This is a genomic window from Dyella humi (assembly GCF_044904605.1).
GTDB lineage: Bacteria > Pseudomonadota > Gammaproteobacteria > Xanthomonadales > Rhodanobacteraceae > Dyella_B > Dyella_B humi.
Genome location: NZ_JADIKI010000022.1, coordinates 990413 through 1006826, shown reverse-complemented (window position 1 = coordinate 1006826; position 16414 = coordinate 990413). Strand labels below are relative to the sequence as shown.

The 16414-nt window shown below is 60.6% G+C and carries 15 protein-coding genes; 9 read left to right on the top strand and 6 right to left on the bottom strand.

Translation table 11 applies throughout. The annotated features are described in order from the left end of the window. Window positions 1-273: 273 nt before the first annotated feature. Window positions 274-1944 (bottom strand): urocanate hydratase, encoded by a 1671-nt coding sequence (gene hutU / locus ISP18_RS09405; protein ID WP_380009953.1) that lies wholly within the window; start codon window positions 1942-1944, stop codon window positions 274-276. 176 nt (window positions 1945-2120) lie between these two features. On the opposite strand from hutU, the gene ISP18_RS09400 reads away from it, so the two are divergent. From ISP18_RS09400 to ISP18_RS09390, 3 genes are all read left to right on the top strand, one after another. Further along, the gene (locus ISP18_RS09400; protein WP_380009950.1) at window positions 2121-2687 is read left to right on the top strand and encodes a hypothetical protein; all 567 of its coding nucleotides are present in this window, start codon (window positions 2121-2123) and stop codon (window positions 2685-2687) included. Between the two features lie 214 nt (window positions 2688-2901). Continuing rightward, complete coding sequence (locus ISP18_RS09395) at window positions 2902-3942, top strand: catalase family peroxidase (RefSeq protein WP_380009947.1); 1041 nt, start codon at window positions 2902-2904, stop codon at window positions 3940-3942. Beyond that, window positions 3942-4490, top strand: a complete 549-nt coding sequence (locus ISP18_RS09390) for a cytochrome b (RefSeq protein ID WP_380009944.1) — start codon at window positions 3942-3944, stop codon at window positions 4488-4490. The genes ISP18_RS09395 and ISP18_RS09390 overlap by 1 nt, the downstream gene beginning before the upstream one ends. 79 nt (window positions 4491-4569) lie before the next feature. Here ISP18_RS09390 and ISP18_RS09385 read toward each other — a convergent pair whose 3' ends face one another. After that, a complete protein-coding gene (locus ISP18_RS09385; protein ID WP_380009941.1) occupies window positions 4570-6186 on the bottom strand; it encodes a tetratricopeptide repeat protein in 1617 nt (538 codons plus the stop codon). Window positions 6187-6359: 173 nt separating this feature from the next. Here ISP18_RS09385 and ISP18_RS09380 point away from each other — a divergent pair, with 173 nt between their 5' ends. From ISP18_RS09380 to ISP18_RS09365, 4 genes are all read left to right on the top strand, one after another. After that, window positions 6360-7874, top strand: a complete 1515-nt coding sequence (locus ISP18_RS09380; protein ID WP_380009938.1) for an AlkA N-terminal domain-containing protein — start codon at window positions 6360-6362, stop codon at window positions 7872-7874. Continuing rightward, complete coding sequence (locus tag ISP18_RS09375) at window positions 7871-8410, top strand: methylated-DNA--[protein]-cysteine S-methyltransferase (RefSeq protein ID WP_380009935.1); 540 nt, start codon at window positions 7871-7873, stop codon at window positions 8408-8410. Before ISP18_RS09380 ends, ISP18_RS09375 begins: the two co-directional genes overlap by 4 nt. Before the next feature lie 191 nt (window positions 8411-8601). Further along, the gene (locus ISP18_RS09370) at window positions 8602-9123 is read left to right on the top strand and encodes a cupin domain-containing protein (RefSeq protein ID WP_380009932.1); all 522 of its coding nucleotides are present in this window, start codon (window positions 8602-8604) and stop codon (window positions 9121-9123) included. A 37-nt stretch (window positions 9124-9160) separates the two neighbouring features. Continuing rightward, complete coding sequence (locus ISP18_RS09365) at window positions 9161-10405, top strand: TIGR03862 family flavoprotein (protein WP_380009929.1); 1245 nt, start codon at window positions 9161-9163, stop codon at window positions 10403-10405. Window positions 10406-10656: 251 nt separating this feature from the next. On the opposite strand, the gene ISP18_RS09360 is transcribed toward ISP18_RS09365, so the two are convergent. Beyond that, window positions 10657-11133, bottom strand: a complete 477-nt coding sequence (locus ISP18_RS09360; protein WP_380011008.1) for a nuclear transport factor 2 family protein — start codon at window positions 11131-11133, stop codon at window positions 10657-10659. A gap of 195 nt (window positions 11134-11328) precedes the next feature. Here ISP18_RS09360 and ISP18_RS09355 point away from each other — a divergent pair, with 195 nt between their 5' ends. After that, window positions 11329-12618 (top strand): alkaline phosphatase family protein, encoded by a 1290-nt coding sequence (locus tag ISP18_RS09355; RefSeq protein ID WP_380009926.1) that lies wholly within the window; start codon window positions 11329-11331, stop codon window positions 12616-12618. A 212-nt stretch (window positions 12619-12830) separates the two neighbouring features. After that, window positions 12831-13733: a LysR family transcriptional regulator gene (locus ISP18_RS09350; RefSeq protein ID WP_380009923.1), complete on the top strand. Its 903-nt coding sequence runs from the start codon at window positions 12831-12833 to the stop codon at window positions 13731-13733. A gap of 30 nt (window positions 13734-13763) precedes the next feature. On the opposite strand, the gene ISP18_RS09345 is transcribed toward ISP18_RS09350, so the two are convergent. From ISP18_RS09345 to ISP18_RS09335, 3 genes are all read right to left on the bottom strand, one after another. Further along, complete coding sequence (locus ISP18_RS09345; protein ID WP_380009920.1) at window positions 13764-14147, bottom strand: VOC family protein; 384 nt, start codon at window positions 14145-14147, stop codon at window positions 13764-13766. After that, window positions 14144-15397, bottom strand: a complete 1254-nt coding sequence (locus ISP18_RS09340; RefSeq protein WP_380011005.1) for an MFS transporter — start codon at window positions 15395-15397, stop codon at window positions 14144-14146. The genes ISP18_RS09345 and ISP18_RS09340 overlap by 4 nt, the downstream gene beginning before the upstream one ends. A 152-nt stretch (window positions 15398-15549) precedes the next feature. Continuing rightward, window positions 15550-16386 (bottom strand): alpha/beta fold hydrolase, encoded by an 837-nt coding sequence (locus ISP18_RS09335; RefSeq protein ID WP_380009917.1) that lies wholly within the window; start codon window positions 16384-16386, stop codon window positions 15550-15552. Window positions 16387-16414 lie beyond the last annotated feature (28 nt).

The window sequence follows — 16414 nt, the reverse complement described above, 5'->3', positions numbered from 1 at the left end:
GGAACGCCTTGCCAGAAGAAACTAGGATTCGCACTCTAATCTCCTTATACCTAACTCTTATTCGGCCTTAAAAAAGAGGTGTTGCGCGTCGAAGCACCCCGAACAAACGCACTCGTTCGCAGAGGGATCCAACGAAATTCAATAGCTTATCCCCTGCAGCACGCAATCACGCGCCGCTCCACTCCCCGTTTATACGCCAAATCCGCCCCATAAAAAATTACACCCTCAAAAGCGAGGGTGTAATGTCGAACCAACCTGTTTGAAATCGCAGGGTCAAATCATCGGCAATTTCAGCCCCTGCTCCTTCGCACACTGCACAGCAATGTCATACCCCGCATCCGCATGCCGCATCACGCCGGTACCAGGATCGTTCCACAGCACCCGTGCAATACGCTTGTCGGCTGCTTCCGTGCCATCGCACACGATCACCACGCCGCTGTGCTGGCTGTAACCCATACCCACGCCGCCGCCGTGGTGGAAGCTCACCCAGGTGGCGCCGCCGGCGGTGTTGAGCAATGCGTTGAGCAACGGCCAATCGCTTACCGCATCGCTGCCATCTTTCATGGCTTCGGTTTCGCGATTGGGGCTGGCGACGGAGCCGGAATCTAAGTGATCGCGACCAATCACGATGGGCGCTTTCAGTTCGCCTTTGCGCACCATTTCGTTGAAGGCCAAACCGAGTTTGTGGCGCTGGCCAAGGCCAACCCAGCAGATGCGCGCGGGCAAGCCCTGGAAACTGATGCGCTTTTCGGCCATGTCTAGCCAGTTGTGCAGGTGCGGATCGTCGGGGATCAGTTCCTTCACCTTGGCGTCGGTTTTCATGATGTCTTCCGGATCGCCGGAGAGCGCGACCCAGCGGAACGGGCCGATACCACGGCAGAACAGCGGACGTACGAAGGCGGGTACGAATCCGGGGAAGTCGAAGGCGTTGGCGCAGCCTTCGTCTTTCGCCATCTGGCGAATGTTGTTGCCGTAGTCGAAGGTGGGAATGCCTTGCGCGTGGAAGGCGAGCATGGCTTCCACGTGTTTCTTCATGGATTGCTTGGCAGCTTTGACGGTGCCGGCGGGATCGGTCTTGCGGCGTTCGAACCATTGTTCCACCGTCCAGCCTTGCGGCAGGTAGCCGTTCACCGGATCGTGTGCGCTGGTCTGGTCGGTGACGGCATCGGGTTTTACGCCGCGGCGCACGAGTTCGGGCAACACGTCGGCGGCGTTGCCGAGCAGCGCGATGGATTTGGCTTCGCCGGCCTTGGTGTATTTCTCGATGCGCGCGAGTGCGTCGTCGAGATCGGTGGCCTGCTCGTCGACGTAACGCGTCTTGAGGCGGAAGTCGATGCTCTTCTGCTGACATTCGATGTTGAGCGAGCATGCGCCGGCCAACGTGGCGGCCAACGGCTGCGCGCCGCCCATGCCGCCGAGGCCCGCGGTGAGAATCCATTTGCCTTTGAGGCTACCGTTGTAGTGCTGGCGGCCCATTTCCACGAAGGTTTCGTAGGTGCCTTGCACGATGCCTTGCGAGCCGATGTATATCCACGAGCCGGCCGTCATCTGGCCGTACATCATCAGGCCCTTCTTATCGAGCTCGTTGAAGTGCTCCCAGTTCGCCCAGGCCGGCACCAGGTTGGAGTTGGCGATCAGCACGCGCGGCGCATCGGGATGAGTGGGGAATACGCCCACCGGCTTGCCGGATTGCACCAGCAGGGTTTCATCGTCGTTGAGTTCGCGCAGGGCGCGCAGGATGGCGTCGAAGCATTCCCAGTTGCGCGCGGCGCGGCCGATGCCGCCGTATACCACGAGCTCCGCGGGGTTTTCCGCTACGGCCGGGTCCAGGTTGTTCTGGATCATGCGGTACGGCGCTTCGGTGAGCCAGCTTTTGCAAGTGAGCTCCGTGCCGCGCGGGGCGTGGATGATGCGGGAGGTGTCGATGCGGGTGGGGGCGTTCATCGGGGTTCCTACGACTGCGATGGGAAACGCTCATTATGGTCGTCCCGTTTGGAAGCCGCCAACTGCGGTGCGGCAAAAACCAGTGCGTCCCACGGCCAATTGACACACCTTTGACAGGCGCCCAGACTCGCGGACGGAATCCGGGTTTGGCCTGCTCAACCGATGCGGGAGGCCTTATGAGTGCGAAAGGCTCGAAGTACCGGACTGCCGCCGTCGCTGCCATGCTCGTTGCCACAAGCGCAGTGCTGGCAGCCGACAAGCAAATGCCCAGTGATGCTCAACTCATTGCCAGCGCCATGCGGGCAGCACCACCAGGTGTCGCCAAGGGGGCAACCATCGTCGCCGTGGAGGCCGATGGCACGATGCGCACTTTGCGCACAGGCAGCAACGGTTTTACGTGCATGCCGGACAACCCGGCCACGCCCGGTCCGGACCCGATGTGCATGGACAAGAATGCAATGGAATGGGCGCAGGCATGGATGGCCCACAAGCCGCCGCCGACCGGCAAGATCGGCGTGATGTACATGCTCGAAGGCGGCACGGATGCCAGCAATACCGATCCTTACGCAAAGAAACCGCTGCCGAGCAACCATTGGATCAAAACCGGACCGCATTTCATGATCGTGGGGGCCGATCCGGCTTTCTACGACATGTATCCGAAGAGTGCGGATCCGGATACATCAATGCCTTATGTCATGTGGGCAGGAACGCCCTATCAGCATTTGATGGCCCCGGTGAAATAACCGGCACTCAGGAAACTGCAGCCCGGCAGTTTCGCTATTGACACGTCCGGCGCATGTCCGGCGTTTGGCTGACCAAGCACTTTTGTGCCTACGTTGAGATGCGTGCGCGAAAAATGTAACCGCAGACCAGCAATGTTCGAAAGTAAGCAGTCTCATCCATTTTTTTTCCAGGACGTGATCCATGCATGCCCCACCTCCCCTTTCCGGCAGTCGCATGTTTCTGCGATTCGCGCTTATCGCCGTGGTGCTTCTCGTTGCCGTGCTTGCCCTCGGCTATGTCGGCGGCTTGCTTACGCCACAGCGGCTCACCGCGCAGCGCCTGGTCAATCAGTTGCAGGCGAATGCGGGGGTGTTTCCTGGTTATCGCCGCAATCACGCCAAAGGCGTGTGCGTAGCCGGCTATTTCGACAGCAACGGTCAGGCGCAACCGTATTCGGCCGCGGAAGTGTTTGCAGCGGGACGCACGCCAGTGGTCGGCCGTTTTGCGGTTCCAGGCGGCAATCCTTACGCACCCGACAGCAGCGTGCCTATCCGCAGCATGGCATTGCGCTTTACCCAAGCGAACGGCCAGCAATGGCGCACGGGCATGAACAGCATGCCGGTGTTTCCGGTTGCCACGCCGCAAGCCTTCTTCGAGCAGTTGCAAGCACAGCAGCCCGATCCTTCCACCCATAAACCGAATCCCGCGAAGCTTGGCGCATTCTTTGCCGCGCATCCGGAAACCGCCGCGTTTCTCGCATGGGTGAAGACAGCGAAACCTTCCGCAAGCTATGCCACGGAAAGCTATTGGAGCTTGAACGCTTTTGAGTTCGTCGACGCGAACGGCGAGCGACACGCGGTGCGTTGGCGCATGGTGTCGGAAGCGAGCGATGCAGCAATCGGCAGCAGCGATCCGGATTATCTGGATGCCGATCTTGCACAGCGGCTTGCACAAAACCCGCAGCGCTGGCGGCTAATCGTCACGCTCGCCAACCCTGGTGATCCCACCAACGACGCCACCAAGGCATGGCCGGCGGATCGCCGCGAGATCGATGCCGGCACGCTGGTACTCACCAGCACTGAGCCGCAGGAAAGCGGTGAATGTCGCGATATCAACTACGACCCGACGGTGCTGCCACACGGCATCGAGATATCCGACGATCCGCTACTGCCCGCGCGCTCTGCTGCCTATGCCACTTCGTACCTGCGTCGCACTAGCGAAGAAGCACATCTTCCCGGTACTGCCGCTGCCGCCAACAAGCCGGAGGCCAAGTAATGACGCGCCCATCTTCGCAATTCGTACCCACCGCGCGCGTGCTGCATTGGCTGATGGCGGTGATGATTCTGGCGATGCTGTTTATCGGCGTGGGTATGGTGGCATCCGTTTCCGAACGACATAGCTGGCTGCTCGCCATCCACAAGCCGTTGGGCATCGCGATATTCGTGCTCGCCGTAGTGCGACTGATCGTACGCCTGCGCAATCCGCCACCGCCCTTGCCTGCCGATCTTCCGGCTGTGCAAAAGCTCGCGGCGTATGCATCGCACTATTTGCTGTACGCGCTAATGCTGACGATTCCGCTGGTCGGCTGGGCCATGCTGTCGGCGGGTGGTTATCCGGTGATGTTGAGCCATTCGTTGCGATTGCCGCCGATTTTTCCAGTGAATGCTGCAGCCTTTGCGATCTTGCGGCATGCGCATGCGTGGCTGGCGATGTTGTTGTTTCTCACGTTCCTCGCGCATTTGGGCGCTGCGTTGTATCACGGACTGATTCGGCGGGATGGTGTGTTGTCGAGCATGACGGGCATCGGACGTAGGTTGGGGTGAGCGCACGCGAACCCCAACATGGGAATGTGTGTGGCGATGTTGGGGTTCGCCCGGATCATGATCCGGGGCCCATCCCAACCTACCCTCCTGAGGCACCCACCTGCGTCGTCTTGACCAGCACTTCACGCATGTGATCGATCTGCCACTTCATGGCCGGATCGCTACCGAAGTGAGCCTGGAAGTAGTGATAAGTATCTTCCAGGCCCGCGCGCGGCTGCGTTTCCTGGATCGTAGCTCGCATCACCCAGCCACCCGGACTGTTCGGGTACTTACGGATGATGCGATCGGCGATGTCCCAGGCTTTGTCCCACTCCTGCGTCTGGCCGCTGTAGAGATTACCGAGCATTCCCAGCACCTCATCGTCATCCGGGTTCATGGCCAGCGCGGTTTCAAGATCCTGCTCACCGCGGCGGGTATCGCCCATGTAAAGGTAAACGTAGCCGCGCGCCTGGTAGTTGCTTTCGTCCTTGGGTGCCGCCGCGATCAGCTTATTGACTTCGTCGAGTGCCATCTGCGGCTCGCCGACGAGCGCAAGTTGCTCGGCACGCTTTCGACGAAGTTGTTCCGCATCGGACTGAAAGCGCATGGCCTCGGAAAGGTAGACCACCGCGACAGGTGCCTTGCCTTGCTCGCCAGCTGTCTTGCCGGCCGTAGCAAGTTCGCCGCTGGCCGCCAGTTCATCGAACGCAGCAGGAAAATGATCCGCTTGCGGTGGCGGCGCGCAATCGCAGCCACTTGCATTGGTTTGATAACGTTCAACAACCTGCTTCTCCATCCACAGCAATGGATTCTGCTTCGCGCGCTTCAAGGCCAAGTCTGCAACACGCTGCATGGCGTGAAGCGAGCCGAACCACTGCGGCTGCACAAGCCACAGCATTTCATTGTAAATGGACCAGTTGAAAGGGTCTGCTTTCAGCCCTAGTGCGATCGCACGCTTCGCGTACTCGTCACCGAATTCCAAGCCTGCTGCATGCATCATTGCCACGTAGTCGGGCGTTATCTTTGGATTCAAGCTGATGGAATGCTGCAGATCAGAATCGGCCTCACGCAAGAGGCGATCCATCGCGTCGAGCTTTTCCTGGGCCGTATCACGCGCAAATTGGCCGCCACGCTGGGCATGCGCCATCTCAACGTACGCATAACCGCTAGCCGCATATGCGTATGCACTGTTGGGCGAGTTACGCTTCCATGCGTCGAGCAATTCTCGGGTGGCGAAAGAACCGTTGAAATCATTCAAGAAGATGTGGTCGAGCCGCCCGCGCGCGTCCGGCTGCGTGAGCTGTGCCTGCAATGCTTCGTCCATGCGCCGATCCAGTTCGGCCGCCTTCCCATGCTCGATCAGATCTTTGACTTCGGCAAAGGTTATGGTCGGCTGAAAGCGATACCGGCAATACGCGACAACAGCGTCATGCGTCCAGTGGCTACCCGGTGGATCGGGATAAGCCAGGCAGCGCTGCACGGGATCGGTCAGTTTCTCCGCCTCCCTAACAGAGGCAACGAAGGCTTTGATGTCCTTGGTGAAAGGCTCGGGTGCGGGCCGCCACAATGGAACAGGAACCCTCTTATGGATCGCAATGGAAGCGGCCTTCGCCGGCGATACGGACTGAGGCCACGGTGCGCCGGCATGTAGATATATGGCTCCCAGCCCAAGCAGCACAAGCAGGCCTGCGAGCAGCCCCTTCTCGCGAACAGTCATGATGCATCCCCTGCATGATCCCTTCGCAGATATATAGCAAACCGTTGGGGTATGTGGCTAATGGCGGAGCGCACCTACCGCGCCGGGCATGCGTCATGGCGCACGGAGCGGCCAGAAATGTTGATGTCCGAAAACGGCGAGTTTTGCCACAGAGACGGTGCTACCGTAAGCACATGTCGGACATCCATCCCCTCCCCGCCCTGGACCCGCAGACCTGCGAACGAGCTCGACTGAGCCGCGACGCACGTTTTGACGGGTTGTTCTTCATCGCCGTAAGTACCACGCGCATTTATTGCCGGCCGGTGTGCCCGGCTTCACCTTCACCCAAGCGCGAGAACGTCAGGTACTACACGACGGCGGCCGCGGCAGAAGCTGCCGGGTTTCGGCCTTGTCTGCGTTGCCGGCCGGAGCTCGCGCCAGGCAACGACGCGTGGCATCGTGGTGATCATGTGGTGACGCGCGCCTTGAAGCTGATCGAAGGTGGGCTGCTGCAGGATCATCCGGTGGATGAGCTTGCGCGGCGGGTCGGCGTGGGAGCGCGACAATTGCGCCGATTGTTTGTGGAACGGCTGGGTGCGCCGCCGATCGACGTGCACACTACGCGGCGTCTGCTGTTCGCCAAGCAATTGCTGACCGAAACGCGCATGCCGGTGACCGATGTGGCGCTCGCGTCCGGATTCGGCAGCCTTCGTCGCTTCAATGCGGCTTTCGCGCAGGCCAACCGTATCGCTCCGCGCGAATTACGGCGACGGCCACATGCAGGCAGCGATGACAGCCTGACGCTACGGTTGAACTATCGTCCGCCTTACGATTTCCCCGCGATGTTGGCCTTTCTGCGCGGACGTGCGTTGCCCGGCATTGAAGTGGTGGACGACGAAAGCTATTCGCGTGTATTCGGCCCCGCGGAGACGCCGGGTTGGCTGCGGTTGAGCACATGGCCTGGCGAGGAAAACGCGCTGCGTCTGCAATTGCATTGTCCGCAACCGGTGCAGATGTTGGCGGTGGTCACGCGCATCCGGCGCATGTTCGACCTGGATGCGGATCCGCAAGCTATCGCGACGGCGTTCCAGGTAACGCCGCATATGCGCTCCTTGCTGCACAAGCGGCCGGGATTGCGCCTGCCCGGCAGCTGGGATGGCTTTGAAGTGGCAGTGCGCGCCATTCTCGGCCAACAGGTGAGCGTGGCGGCGGCGCGCACGCTCGCCTCGCGCGTCGTGCATCGCTATGGCGAGGCATTGTCTGCGCCGGTGGCGCCTGGTTTGGAACGCTTGTTCCCCTCGCCCGAGATATTGACGGATGCCGATCTGAATGCGCTGGGCATTACCACTGCGCGTGCGCAAAGCATTCGCGGCGTGGCGCGCGCCGTGCTCGATGGCCGTGTAGATTTCCGCGTCGAACAATCGCTGGATGAATTCGTGCTGCGCTGGGTAGCGTTGCCGGGCATCGGCGAATGGACCGCGCATTACATGGCGATGCGCGCGCTAAGCCATCCGGATGCGTTCCCCGCTGCCGACCTGATCCTGCGACGCGCCGCATCACGCGACGGCGACATGCTCAGCACGAAGGCATTGACCCACTTGGCCGAGGCGTGGCGGCCCTGGCGCGCGTACGCAGTAATGCATCTGTGGCGAAGCGTCAGCGAACCGGCAAAATTACCGGTCACGCCACGACGGAGAGCGACGGCATGAATACCTCGAACGACACCATCTGGTTTGACCAACTGTCCACGCCGATCGGCACTCTACTGCTGGTGGCGGATGCGCAAGGGCTGCGCGAAGTGTGGTTCGAAACCGGCAAGCATAGGAAAGCGCCAGATCCGGCCTGGAAACACGATCCGGCCAGACTCGCCTTTGCACGCGTGCAACTGGAAGAATATTTTGCCGGCACGCGCAAGAGCTTCGATTTGCCGCTGCATCCGCTGGGAACCGATTTCCAGGTCACCGTGTGGGAGGCGCTGGCGAAGATTCCCTATGGCAGTACGATCAGCTACGGCGAGCTCGCGCGGTACATCGGTCAGCCGCAGGCGGTGCGTGCGGTGGGCGCGGCCAATGGGCGTAATCCGCTGCCGATTGTGTTGCCTTGTCATCGGGTGATTGGCGCGGATGGAAGTTTGACCGGGTTTGGTGGTGGGTTGCCGACGAAGCGGTTTTTGTTGGCGATGGAGGATGGCGTGGTGCGTGGGGATTTGTTTGGGCCGGTTGGTAGTCTAAAGGCGGCGCAATAAAAACCAGCAAACGGTGCGCCATAAAGTGCCTCATCGTCATTCCGGCGAAGGCCGGAATCCAGTTCAAATGCGTCGTGCGCAGCACTTGAATTAAGAATCGGTGCGCTTTGCGCGGCATATTAGACTGGATTCCGGCCTTCGCCGGAATGACGGTGAGGCAAGTATCTCTATTACGCTAAAGAAGATGCTGTATGACCCTCAACAACGTCGCTGAAATCATTAAACAGCTGGATCTACAGCCCCACCCCGAAGGCGGCTTCTACCGCCGAACCTATCGCAGTGACGAACGTATTACGCGAACAAAAGCGGACGGAACCAGCACACAGCGCCACGCATCCACCGGCATTTACTACCTGCTGCAAGGCCAAGCCTATTCCGCCTGGCACCGTATCGACTCGGACGAGATGTGGCACTTCTACGCCGGTGATCCACTACTCATCCACATGCTGGACGAACACGGCGCATGGACCGTACAACGACTCGGCAACATGCTGCACGAGCCAGATGCGGCATTTCAATTCGTCGTACCCGCTGGATGCTGGTTCGCGGCGGAGCGTGAAGGTTCACAGGGCTATTCGCTGGTGGGATGCACGGTGGCGCCGGGTTTCGAATTCGAGGCCTTCGAGTTGGCCGATACGCAGACACTGCTACGCCGCTATCCCGAACATGAAGCCGTGATTCGGCGATTGGCGCCGGGCGGAGACGGCACATAACGCTTACAATGCGCGCTCTTAGCCCTCCTGCTGAAGCATGTCCGCATCACCTCATTCCAGCCTGGTCATCATTGGTGGCGGTCCCGCGGGATTGATGGCAGCCGAAACGGCTCGTGCGCAAGGCATCGAGGTCGACCTTTACGAGGCAAAAGGCTCGGTCGGGCGCAAGTTTCTTATCGCCGGCAAAGGCGGCATGAATCTTACGCATGGCGAATCGCGTCCGGCGTTCGATCAACGTTACGGTGAACGTGCCGGGGACATTGGCCAGTGGTTGGATGATTTCGACGCCGATGCATTGCGCGCATGGGCGCGCGGTCTGGGCGTGGAAACCTTCGTGGGCAGTTCCGGGCGCGTATTCCCCAGCGATTTGAAGGCGGCGCCCTTGTTGCGTGGCTGGGTGCATCGTTTGCGCGAAAGCGGAGTGCGTTTTCACGTGCATCATCGTTGGCTGGGGTGGCGCGATGATGGTGCTCTGCATTTTGCTACCGCGGAAGGCGAGAGCTTCGTGCATGCGCGCGCAGTAGTGCTGACACTGGGCGGCGGCAGCTGGCCGCAACTTGGCTCGGATGGCGCATGGCAAACCTGGCTGACGGAACGTGGTGTGGATGTCGCACCGCTACAGCCTTCCAATTGTGGCTTCGACATAGGCTGGAGCGACTTTCTATCTTCCCGTTATGCCGGTGCGCCGTTGAAGCCAGTCGCCGCGCACTGGCGCGATGCCGATGGAAGCATGCACCTGCGCCAGGGAGAATGCGTCATCACCGAAACAGGCATCGAGGGCAGCCTGATCTATGCGCTATCAGCTTCATTGCGCGACGCCATCGCCGCGCAAGGCCATGCCACGCTGGAACTGGATCTGGCACCGGATCGCAGCCTGGATCGGCTCCGTCACGATCTTGCCAAACCACGCGGAAGCCGTACTTTCAGCGAACATCTGCGTCGACAGGCCGGATTGGCTGGCGTGAAAACCGCACTGCTGCACGAAGTGCTGGATCCGACGCAAAGAAATGATCCGGATATCCTTGCCAGAACCATCAAATGTTTGCCATTGCGCCTGAAACAGGCACGCCCGCTAGCCGAAGCCATCAGCAGCGCCGGTGGCGTGCGGCTGGAAGCGATGAACGATGCGCTGATGCTGATCACTCTCCCCGGCGTGTTCTGCGCAGGAGAAATGCTGGATTGGGAAGCGCCTACCGGTGGCTATCTGCTGACGGCCTGCTTTGCCAGTGGTTATCGCGCAGGGCTTGGTGCGGCGAAATGGTTGAAAGGCAGCAGCGCGTAATCACCTCAGATCGCATGGAATAAGCCCCTCCCCCTGCTTGCAGGGGGAGGTTGGGAGGGGGTGAACACTTGCGGAAGGGTTCATGGCAAGTACTCACCCCACCCCAACCCTCCCCTACAAGCAGGGGAGGGAGCCAATTTCCGGCATGAATGAAGATGCCCGCGCAGTGGCTGTATTTCGTAAAGTTCGGTAATCGTACGAATCAACGTCGAGTCTTCAGCCTCACGTAAAGCGTGCCCCATGTTGCTCCATCACAAACCGAGATCACTCAGTCCAGGATGATCGTCGGGCCTTCGCCCCTGCGGCCAGCGATATTTGCGCTCCGTTTCAGCGATCGGCAAATCATTGATGCTCGCGTGCCGCTCCGCCATCAGACCGTTTTCATCGAACAGCCAGTTCTCGTTGCCATAGGAACGGAACCAGTTGCCGGAATCGTCGCGCCATTCATAGGCAAAACGCACGGCGATACGGTTGCCCTCGAACGCCCACAACTCTTTGATCAGACGATATTCCAGCTCGCGTGCCCATTTGCGGGTAAGAAAGGCGGCGATGGCGTCACGTCCGTTGATGAATTCGGCGCGATTGCGCCAGCGGCTTTGGGGTGTGTAGGCAAGCGCTACGCGGCCCGGATCGCGCGTATTCCATGCATCCTCGGCAAGGCGAACTTTCTGGATCGCGGTTTCGCGGGTAAAAGGGGGCAGAGGTGGCCGTTGTTCGATCGCGGACATGGGGGACGGCTCCGAACGGATGGGGTTTGGGGAGCCCGAATTGTAGACCCGACTGGCTATGGCAACGCCATCGACCCGCAATAAAAACTTGCGGCTGTAGACGGCCCATATCCCTATCATTGGACGTGCTGATTTAGTCACACAACTGCGTCATCATTGACGGCTATCAATCTAACCGAACGGATTGCCTGCTCCATGAAATACCTGTCCCGCCTGCTGCTTTGCACGTTCGTCGCCCTGGGTGCTGGCTGCGCGACTCATCCCTCTACACCAACGTCGCAAGCGAAGGCGCAGCAGGCCAAGGCAGAGGCCACCGCGCCGCTGCTGCTGATTTCCATCGACGGTTATCGCGCCGACTATATCGATCGCGGCTTCAGCCCTACCCTGCAGCAACTCGTAGCCACGGGCGTGCATGCCGATTCGATGCAGCCTTCGTTTCCCTCGCTGACCTTCCCCAATCACTACGCCATCGTTACTGGCATGGTTCCGGACCATAACGGCATCGTCAACAACACCATGGTCGACTCGCAGTTGGGCAAGTTCTCGCTGAGCGATCGCAAGGCGGTGAGCAATGGCTTGTGGTGGGATCAGGCCACACCGCTATGGGTGACTGCGGATGAGAACGGCCTGCGCACTGCCACCATGTTCTGGCCTGGCTCCGAAGCGGATATCCAGGGCAAGCATCCGGATTATTGGAAACCCTACAACGGCAAGGTGACGCCCGATCAGCGCGTCGATCAGATCCTTGCCTGGCTGGATCTGCCGGCAGACAAGCGCCCGATGTTCCTCACCTTGTACTTCGACGCGGTCGATCATGAAGGCCATATGCACGGCCCGGATTCGCCGGAAGTGAATCAGGCCCTGCGTGAGACCGATGAGGCGATGACGCGCCTGGTCGATGGGCTGCGTCAGCGCGACCTGCTCGACAAGATCAATATCATCGTGCTGGCCGACCATGGCATGGCCAGCGTGCCGAAGGAAAACAGCATCCTGATCGACAAGTTGATCCCGTTGGACGACGTGGAACAGGTGAGCCTGGGCGAGGTGGCCGGCTTCAATCCCAAGCGCGGGCACGATTTCAACGCCATCGAAGAAAAGATGGAACAGCCGCAGCAGCACATGCAGTGCTGGGACAAGACGCGCGTGCCCGCACGCTTGAACTACGGCTCCAATGCGCGCGTGCCGCAGTTGGTGTGCCTGGCCAACGTGGGTTGGCGCATCACCACCACGGATTACTTGGCCAAGAAAGATGGACACGTCAGCCTTGGCGAACACGGCTACGACAATGCCGATCCGCTCATGCAAGCGCTGTTCGTGGCGCATGGGCCGGCGTTCCAGAGCGGCATCCGGTTCCATAGCTTCCCGAATGTGGATGTGTATCCGCTGATGGCGCATTTGTTGGGGATCACGCCGAAGTTCAGCGATGGGAAGTTTGAGGATGTGCAGGGGATGTTGAAGGCGGAGGCGGCTGGAACTGCGCCGTAGCAATGAGCTCCCTCTCCCCTGCGGGGAGAGGGTTGGGGTGAGGGGGACAGGGCTTGCCAGAAACCCTATCAGCGCGCGCAGGGCGCGCCTCTGTTTTGCCACGACATGCATCACGCGAGGTTCGCCCCTCACCCCAGCCCTCTCCCCAGAGGGGAGAGGGAGTAAATCGCGCAGCACTTGAGCATTACGCGCCGCACAGCGAAAGTACCGGCATGAACATCGAACTCCGCCACCTGCGTTACTTCGTCGCCGTCGCCGATACGCTGCATTTCGGCAAGGCGGCGGAGCGGTTGGGCATGTCGCAGCCGCCACTCAGCCAGCAGATCCGCCAGTTGGAAGATGCCGTTGGCGCACGCCTGCTCACACGCACCAACCGCCGCGTGGCACTGACCGAACCGGGACGCGTGTTTCTGCAGGAAGCGCGCGAAATTCTGGCGAGCACAGATCATGCCGTGGATCTGGCCCGGCGCGCGCAACGCGGTGAACTGGGCGAGTTGCGCATCGGTTTCACACGCACTACACCGCTGTCGCAGGACATTCCTGGCGCCATCTTCGCTTTTCGCCAACGCTTCCCAGCCGTGCACCTGCAACTGGAAGAAATGAATTCGCTGCAGCAGATCGACGCGCTGCTCGAGCGACGCTTGCAGGTCGGCATTCTGCGTCCTGGCACGCTGCCGAAGACGCTGCTTTCCAAGCGCCTGTTCCGCGACCCGCTGGTGGCGGTGGTGCGCTCGGATCATCCTGTACTCAAACGCGTGGGCTCACGTGGCAAGCTGCCTACCAAGGCACTCGCGCAGGAACCCTTCGTGGTGTTCGCGCGCAGTGCCGGCGCCGGCGTGCACGAACACGTGATGACCTTATGTCGTGAAGCCGGTTTCGCGCCGCGTATCTCGCAGGAAGCGCGTGAGGCCTCCACCATCATCGGGCTGGTCGCGGCGGGTTTCGGCGTAGCGATCCTGCCGCAATCCTGCGACCACATCCACGTGGAAGGCGTCAGTTACATACCGCTGGCAGACGCCAACGCCATGTCGGAAATCCACGTGGTGTACCGCGAAGACGAACGCTCACCGCTGGTGCCGCGCTTTGTCCAGTTGCTCACCACCGGCAAGGGATAGGAGGCTGCCGGACTTGAGTCGGCCGGGCTCCTAGCCAGGATAATTGCTGACTTCGATCAGGTTGCTATCCGGGTCGCGAAAGTACACCGACTGAATCGGACCGCATGCGCCGGTACGTGCCACGGGACCTTCTTCGATCGCTACACCGCACGCGTGTAGATGCGCCATCACCTGTTCCAGCGGTACAGACGTGATCAGGCAGAAATCGCCCGAGCCCGGCGTGGGTTGCCTGGCTTTCGGCTCGAATTCGTGGCGATGCTGATGCAGGTTGATTTTCTGCATCCCAAACGCGAGCGCCTTGCGGCCCTGGTCAAACTGCACCACCTGCATGCCAAGCACACGGGTATAGAACTCACAGGTCGCGTCGATATCGGCGACCGTGAGCACGAAGTGATCCAGACGATCGATTTTCACGGCATCGCTCCCCTGCTCATCGGCGCGGGCGGCGTAATGAGTTGCGGCAATGGCGGCAAGCGATACAACCACAGGGCAACCAGCAAGCCGATCAGTACCAACGCGCCGACAAACAGCGCCACGCCCAGCCAGCTATCCGCTGCATAGAACAAGCCACCACTCCAGCCGGCCACGCTCGAACCCATGTAGTAGCTGAAAAGGTACATCGACGATGCCTGCGCCTTGGCAGCACCACCGCGCCGCCCTACCCAACTGCTGACGATGGAATGGCCGCCGAAGAATCCAAAAGTGATCGCGGTGATGCCGAGAATGATCAACCACAACGATGCAGTCATCGTGCACAGCACGCCAAACAGCATCAGTGCGAACGCCGTCCACAACACCTTGCGCCGCCCCAGCTTGCCGGCAAGATGCCCCATCCACGCCGAACTGAAGGTGCCGACTAAATAAATGCCGAAGATCAGCCCCACCACGGTCTGGCTTAGGTTGTACGGCGGTGCCAACAAGCGGTAGCCGAGATAGTTGTACACAGTGACGAACGCACCGAGCAGCAGGAAGCCTTCCAGGAACAGCCATGGCAAACCCGCATCGCGGAACATACCGGCGAAGCGCGCGAACAAGGCGCGCCATTGCAAAGGCTGTGGATGAAAGTGACGCGACGGCGGCAAGGCTTTCCAGAACACCAGCCCGGATACGAGGCCGAGGACGCCGACCACAGCGACACCGGCACGCCAGCCGGCAAAATCGGCCACTACGCCGGCGATCAATCGCCCGCTCATGCCGCCCACCGCGCTGCCGCTGATATACAAGCCCATACCAAGGCCGATCGATTCGGGATGCATTTCCTCAGTGAGATAAGTCATCGCCACCGCGGGCAAGCCGCTCAGTGTGATGCCCAGCAGTGTGCGCAGCGTGAGCAAGGTGTACCAGTTCGGCATCAGCGCCGTCAGCAATACCAGCGCCGCGGATGAGAGCAGCGAGGCGACCATCACTTTCTTGCGTCCCCACGCATCGGACACACCGCCTGCGAACAGCATCGCGAACGCCAACACGCCGGTGGTGAGCGACAGCGACAAGGCGCTGGTGGCGGCGCTGATGCCATAGTGCTGGCTGAATAGCGGCATCAGCGGCTGCACGCAATACAGCAAGCCGAAGGTGGCCAGGCCTGCAGCGAACAGCGCGAGGTTGGTGCGCTTGAAGGCTGGGGTGCCGTGGCGGATGAGGTTGTCGGTGGAGAAGGTGGCGCTCATGGCTACTTGGGCTGGTAGATGCCCTGCCGTCATTCCGGCGAAGACCGGAATGACGCCGAGGAGCATCTGAGGCATTTCGAATACCCCAAGCATAGAGCCGCGCCTGTAGGCGGTCGATAACGCCGCAAATCCGGCTCGATAGCCGGCGCGTATCAATCCATCAGCGCAGCCATCGACAAAGCGTTGCGCACAATGCCAAGCACCTGGGCGGGCGCTTCCAAGTTGGCGTGATGGCCAGCGCCATGCACCACGAACATGCGTGCATGCGGTAAGCCTTCGGCCAGTTCTTTGGACAGCTGATGCACTTCGATCTGGTCTTCGCTGCCTACGATCAGCACGACAGGTACATCGATCTCGTGCAAGCGCTCCAGCGCGCTTGGTTTTGGCGTGCGTTGATCCTGCGCCACTGCCGCGCGCGTCCAGTAGCTCACCTCCCGCTTGAACAAGTGCGTGGTCATCGCTTCCGTGTGCCTGCGCGCGGCCGGGTCCACTTCGTTCTGCGCACGGCGTGGACCATCGGTAAATGCGCGTAGCGAGCTGTCGATCAGTCCACTCACGTCGAAGGTGCCAAGGGCCTGTAGAAAAGCGCGCGCGGCAGGTGTGCTATCGGCAAACCGGCCCCAGTAACCGGGTCCCACGAGGATCAGCGCACTGACGCGTTCCGGCTGTGCAAGCGCGAAATCCAACGCTGTCGCGGCGCCACCGGAACAGGCGAGCAAAGTGGTACGTTGCACGCCGCAGGCATCCAGCACCGCGGCAAGATCCTGGTGATGCGCATAGCTGCCTGGCTCGATGGTGGACCGGCCAAAACCACGCGCGTCATAGCGTAATACGCGGTGTGTATCCGCCAGCGCAGTGAATTCGTTGTCCCACTGGCCGCTGTCGACCAGGAAGCCGTGCAGCATGGTGATGGCATCACCTTCGCCGGCTTCTTCCGCGTATAGGCGGGCGTAGTCGAGGTCGATCCAGCGTGATGTGGGGTGGGTCATGATGTTTTTCCGCTGAGTAGTCACTCTC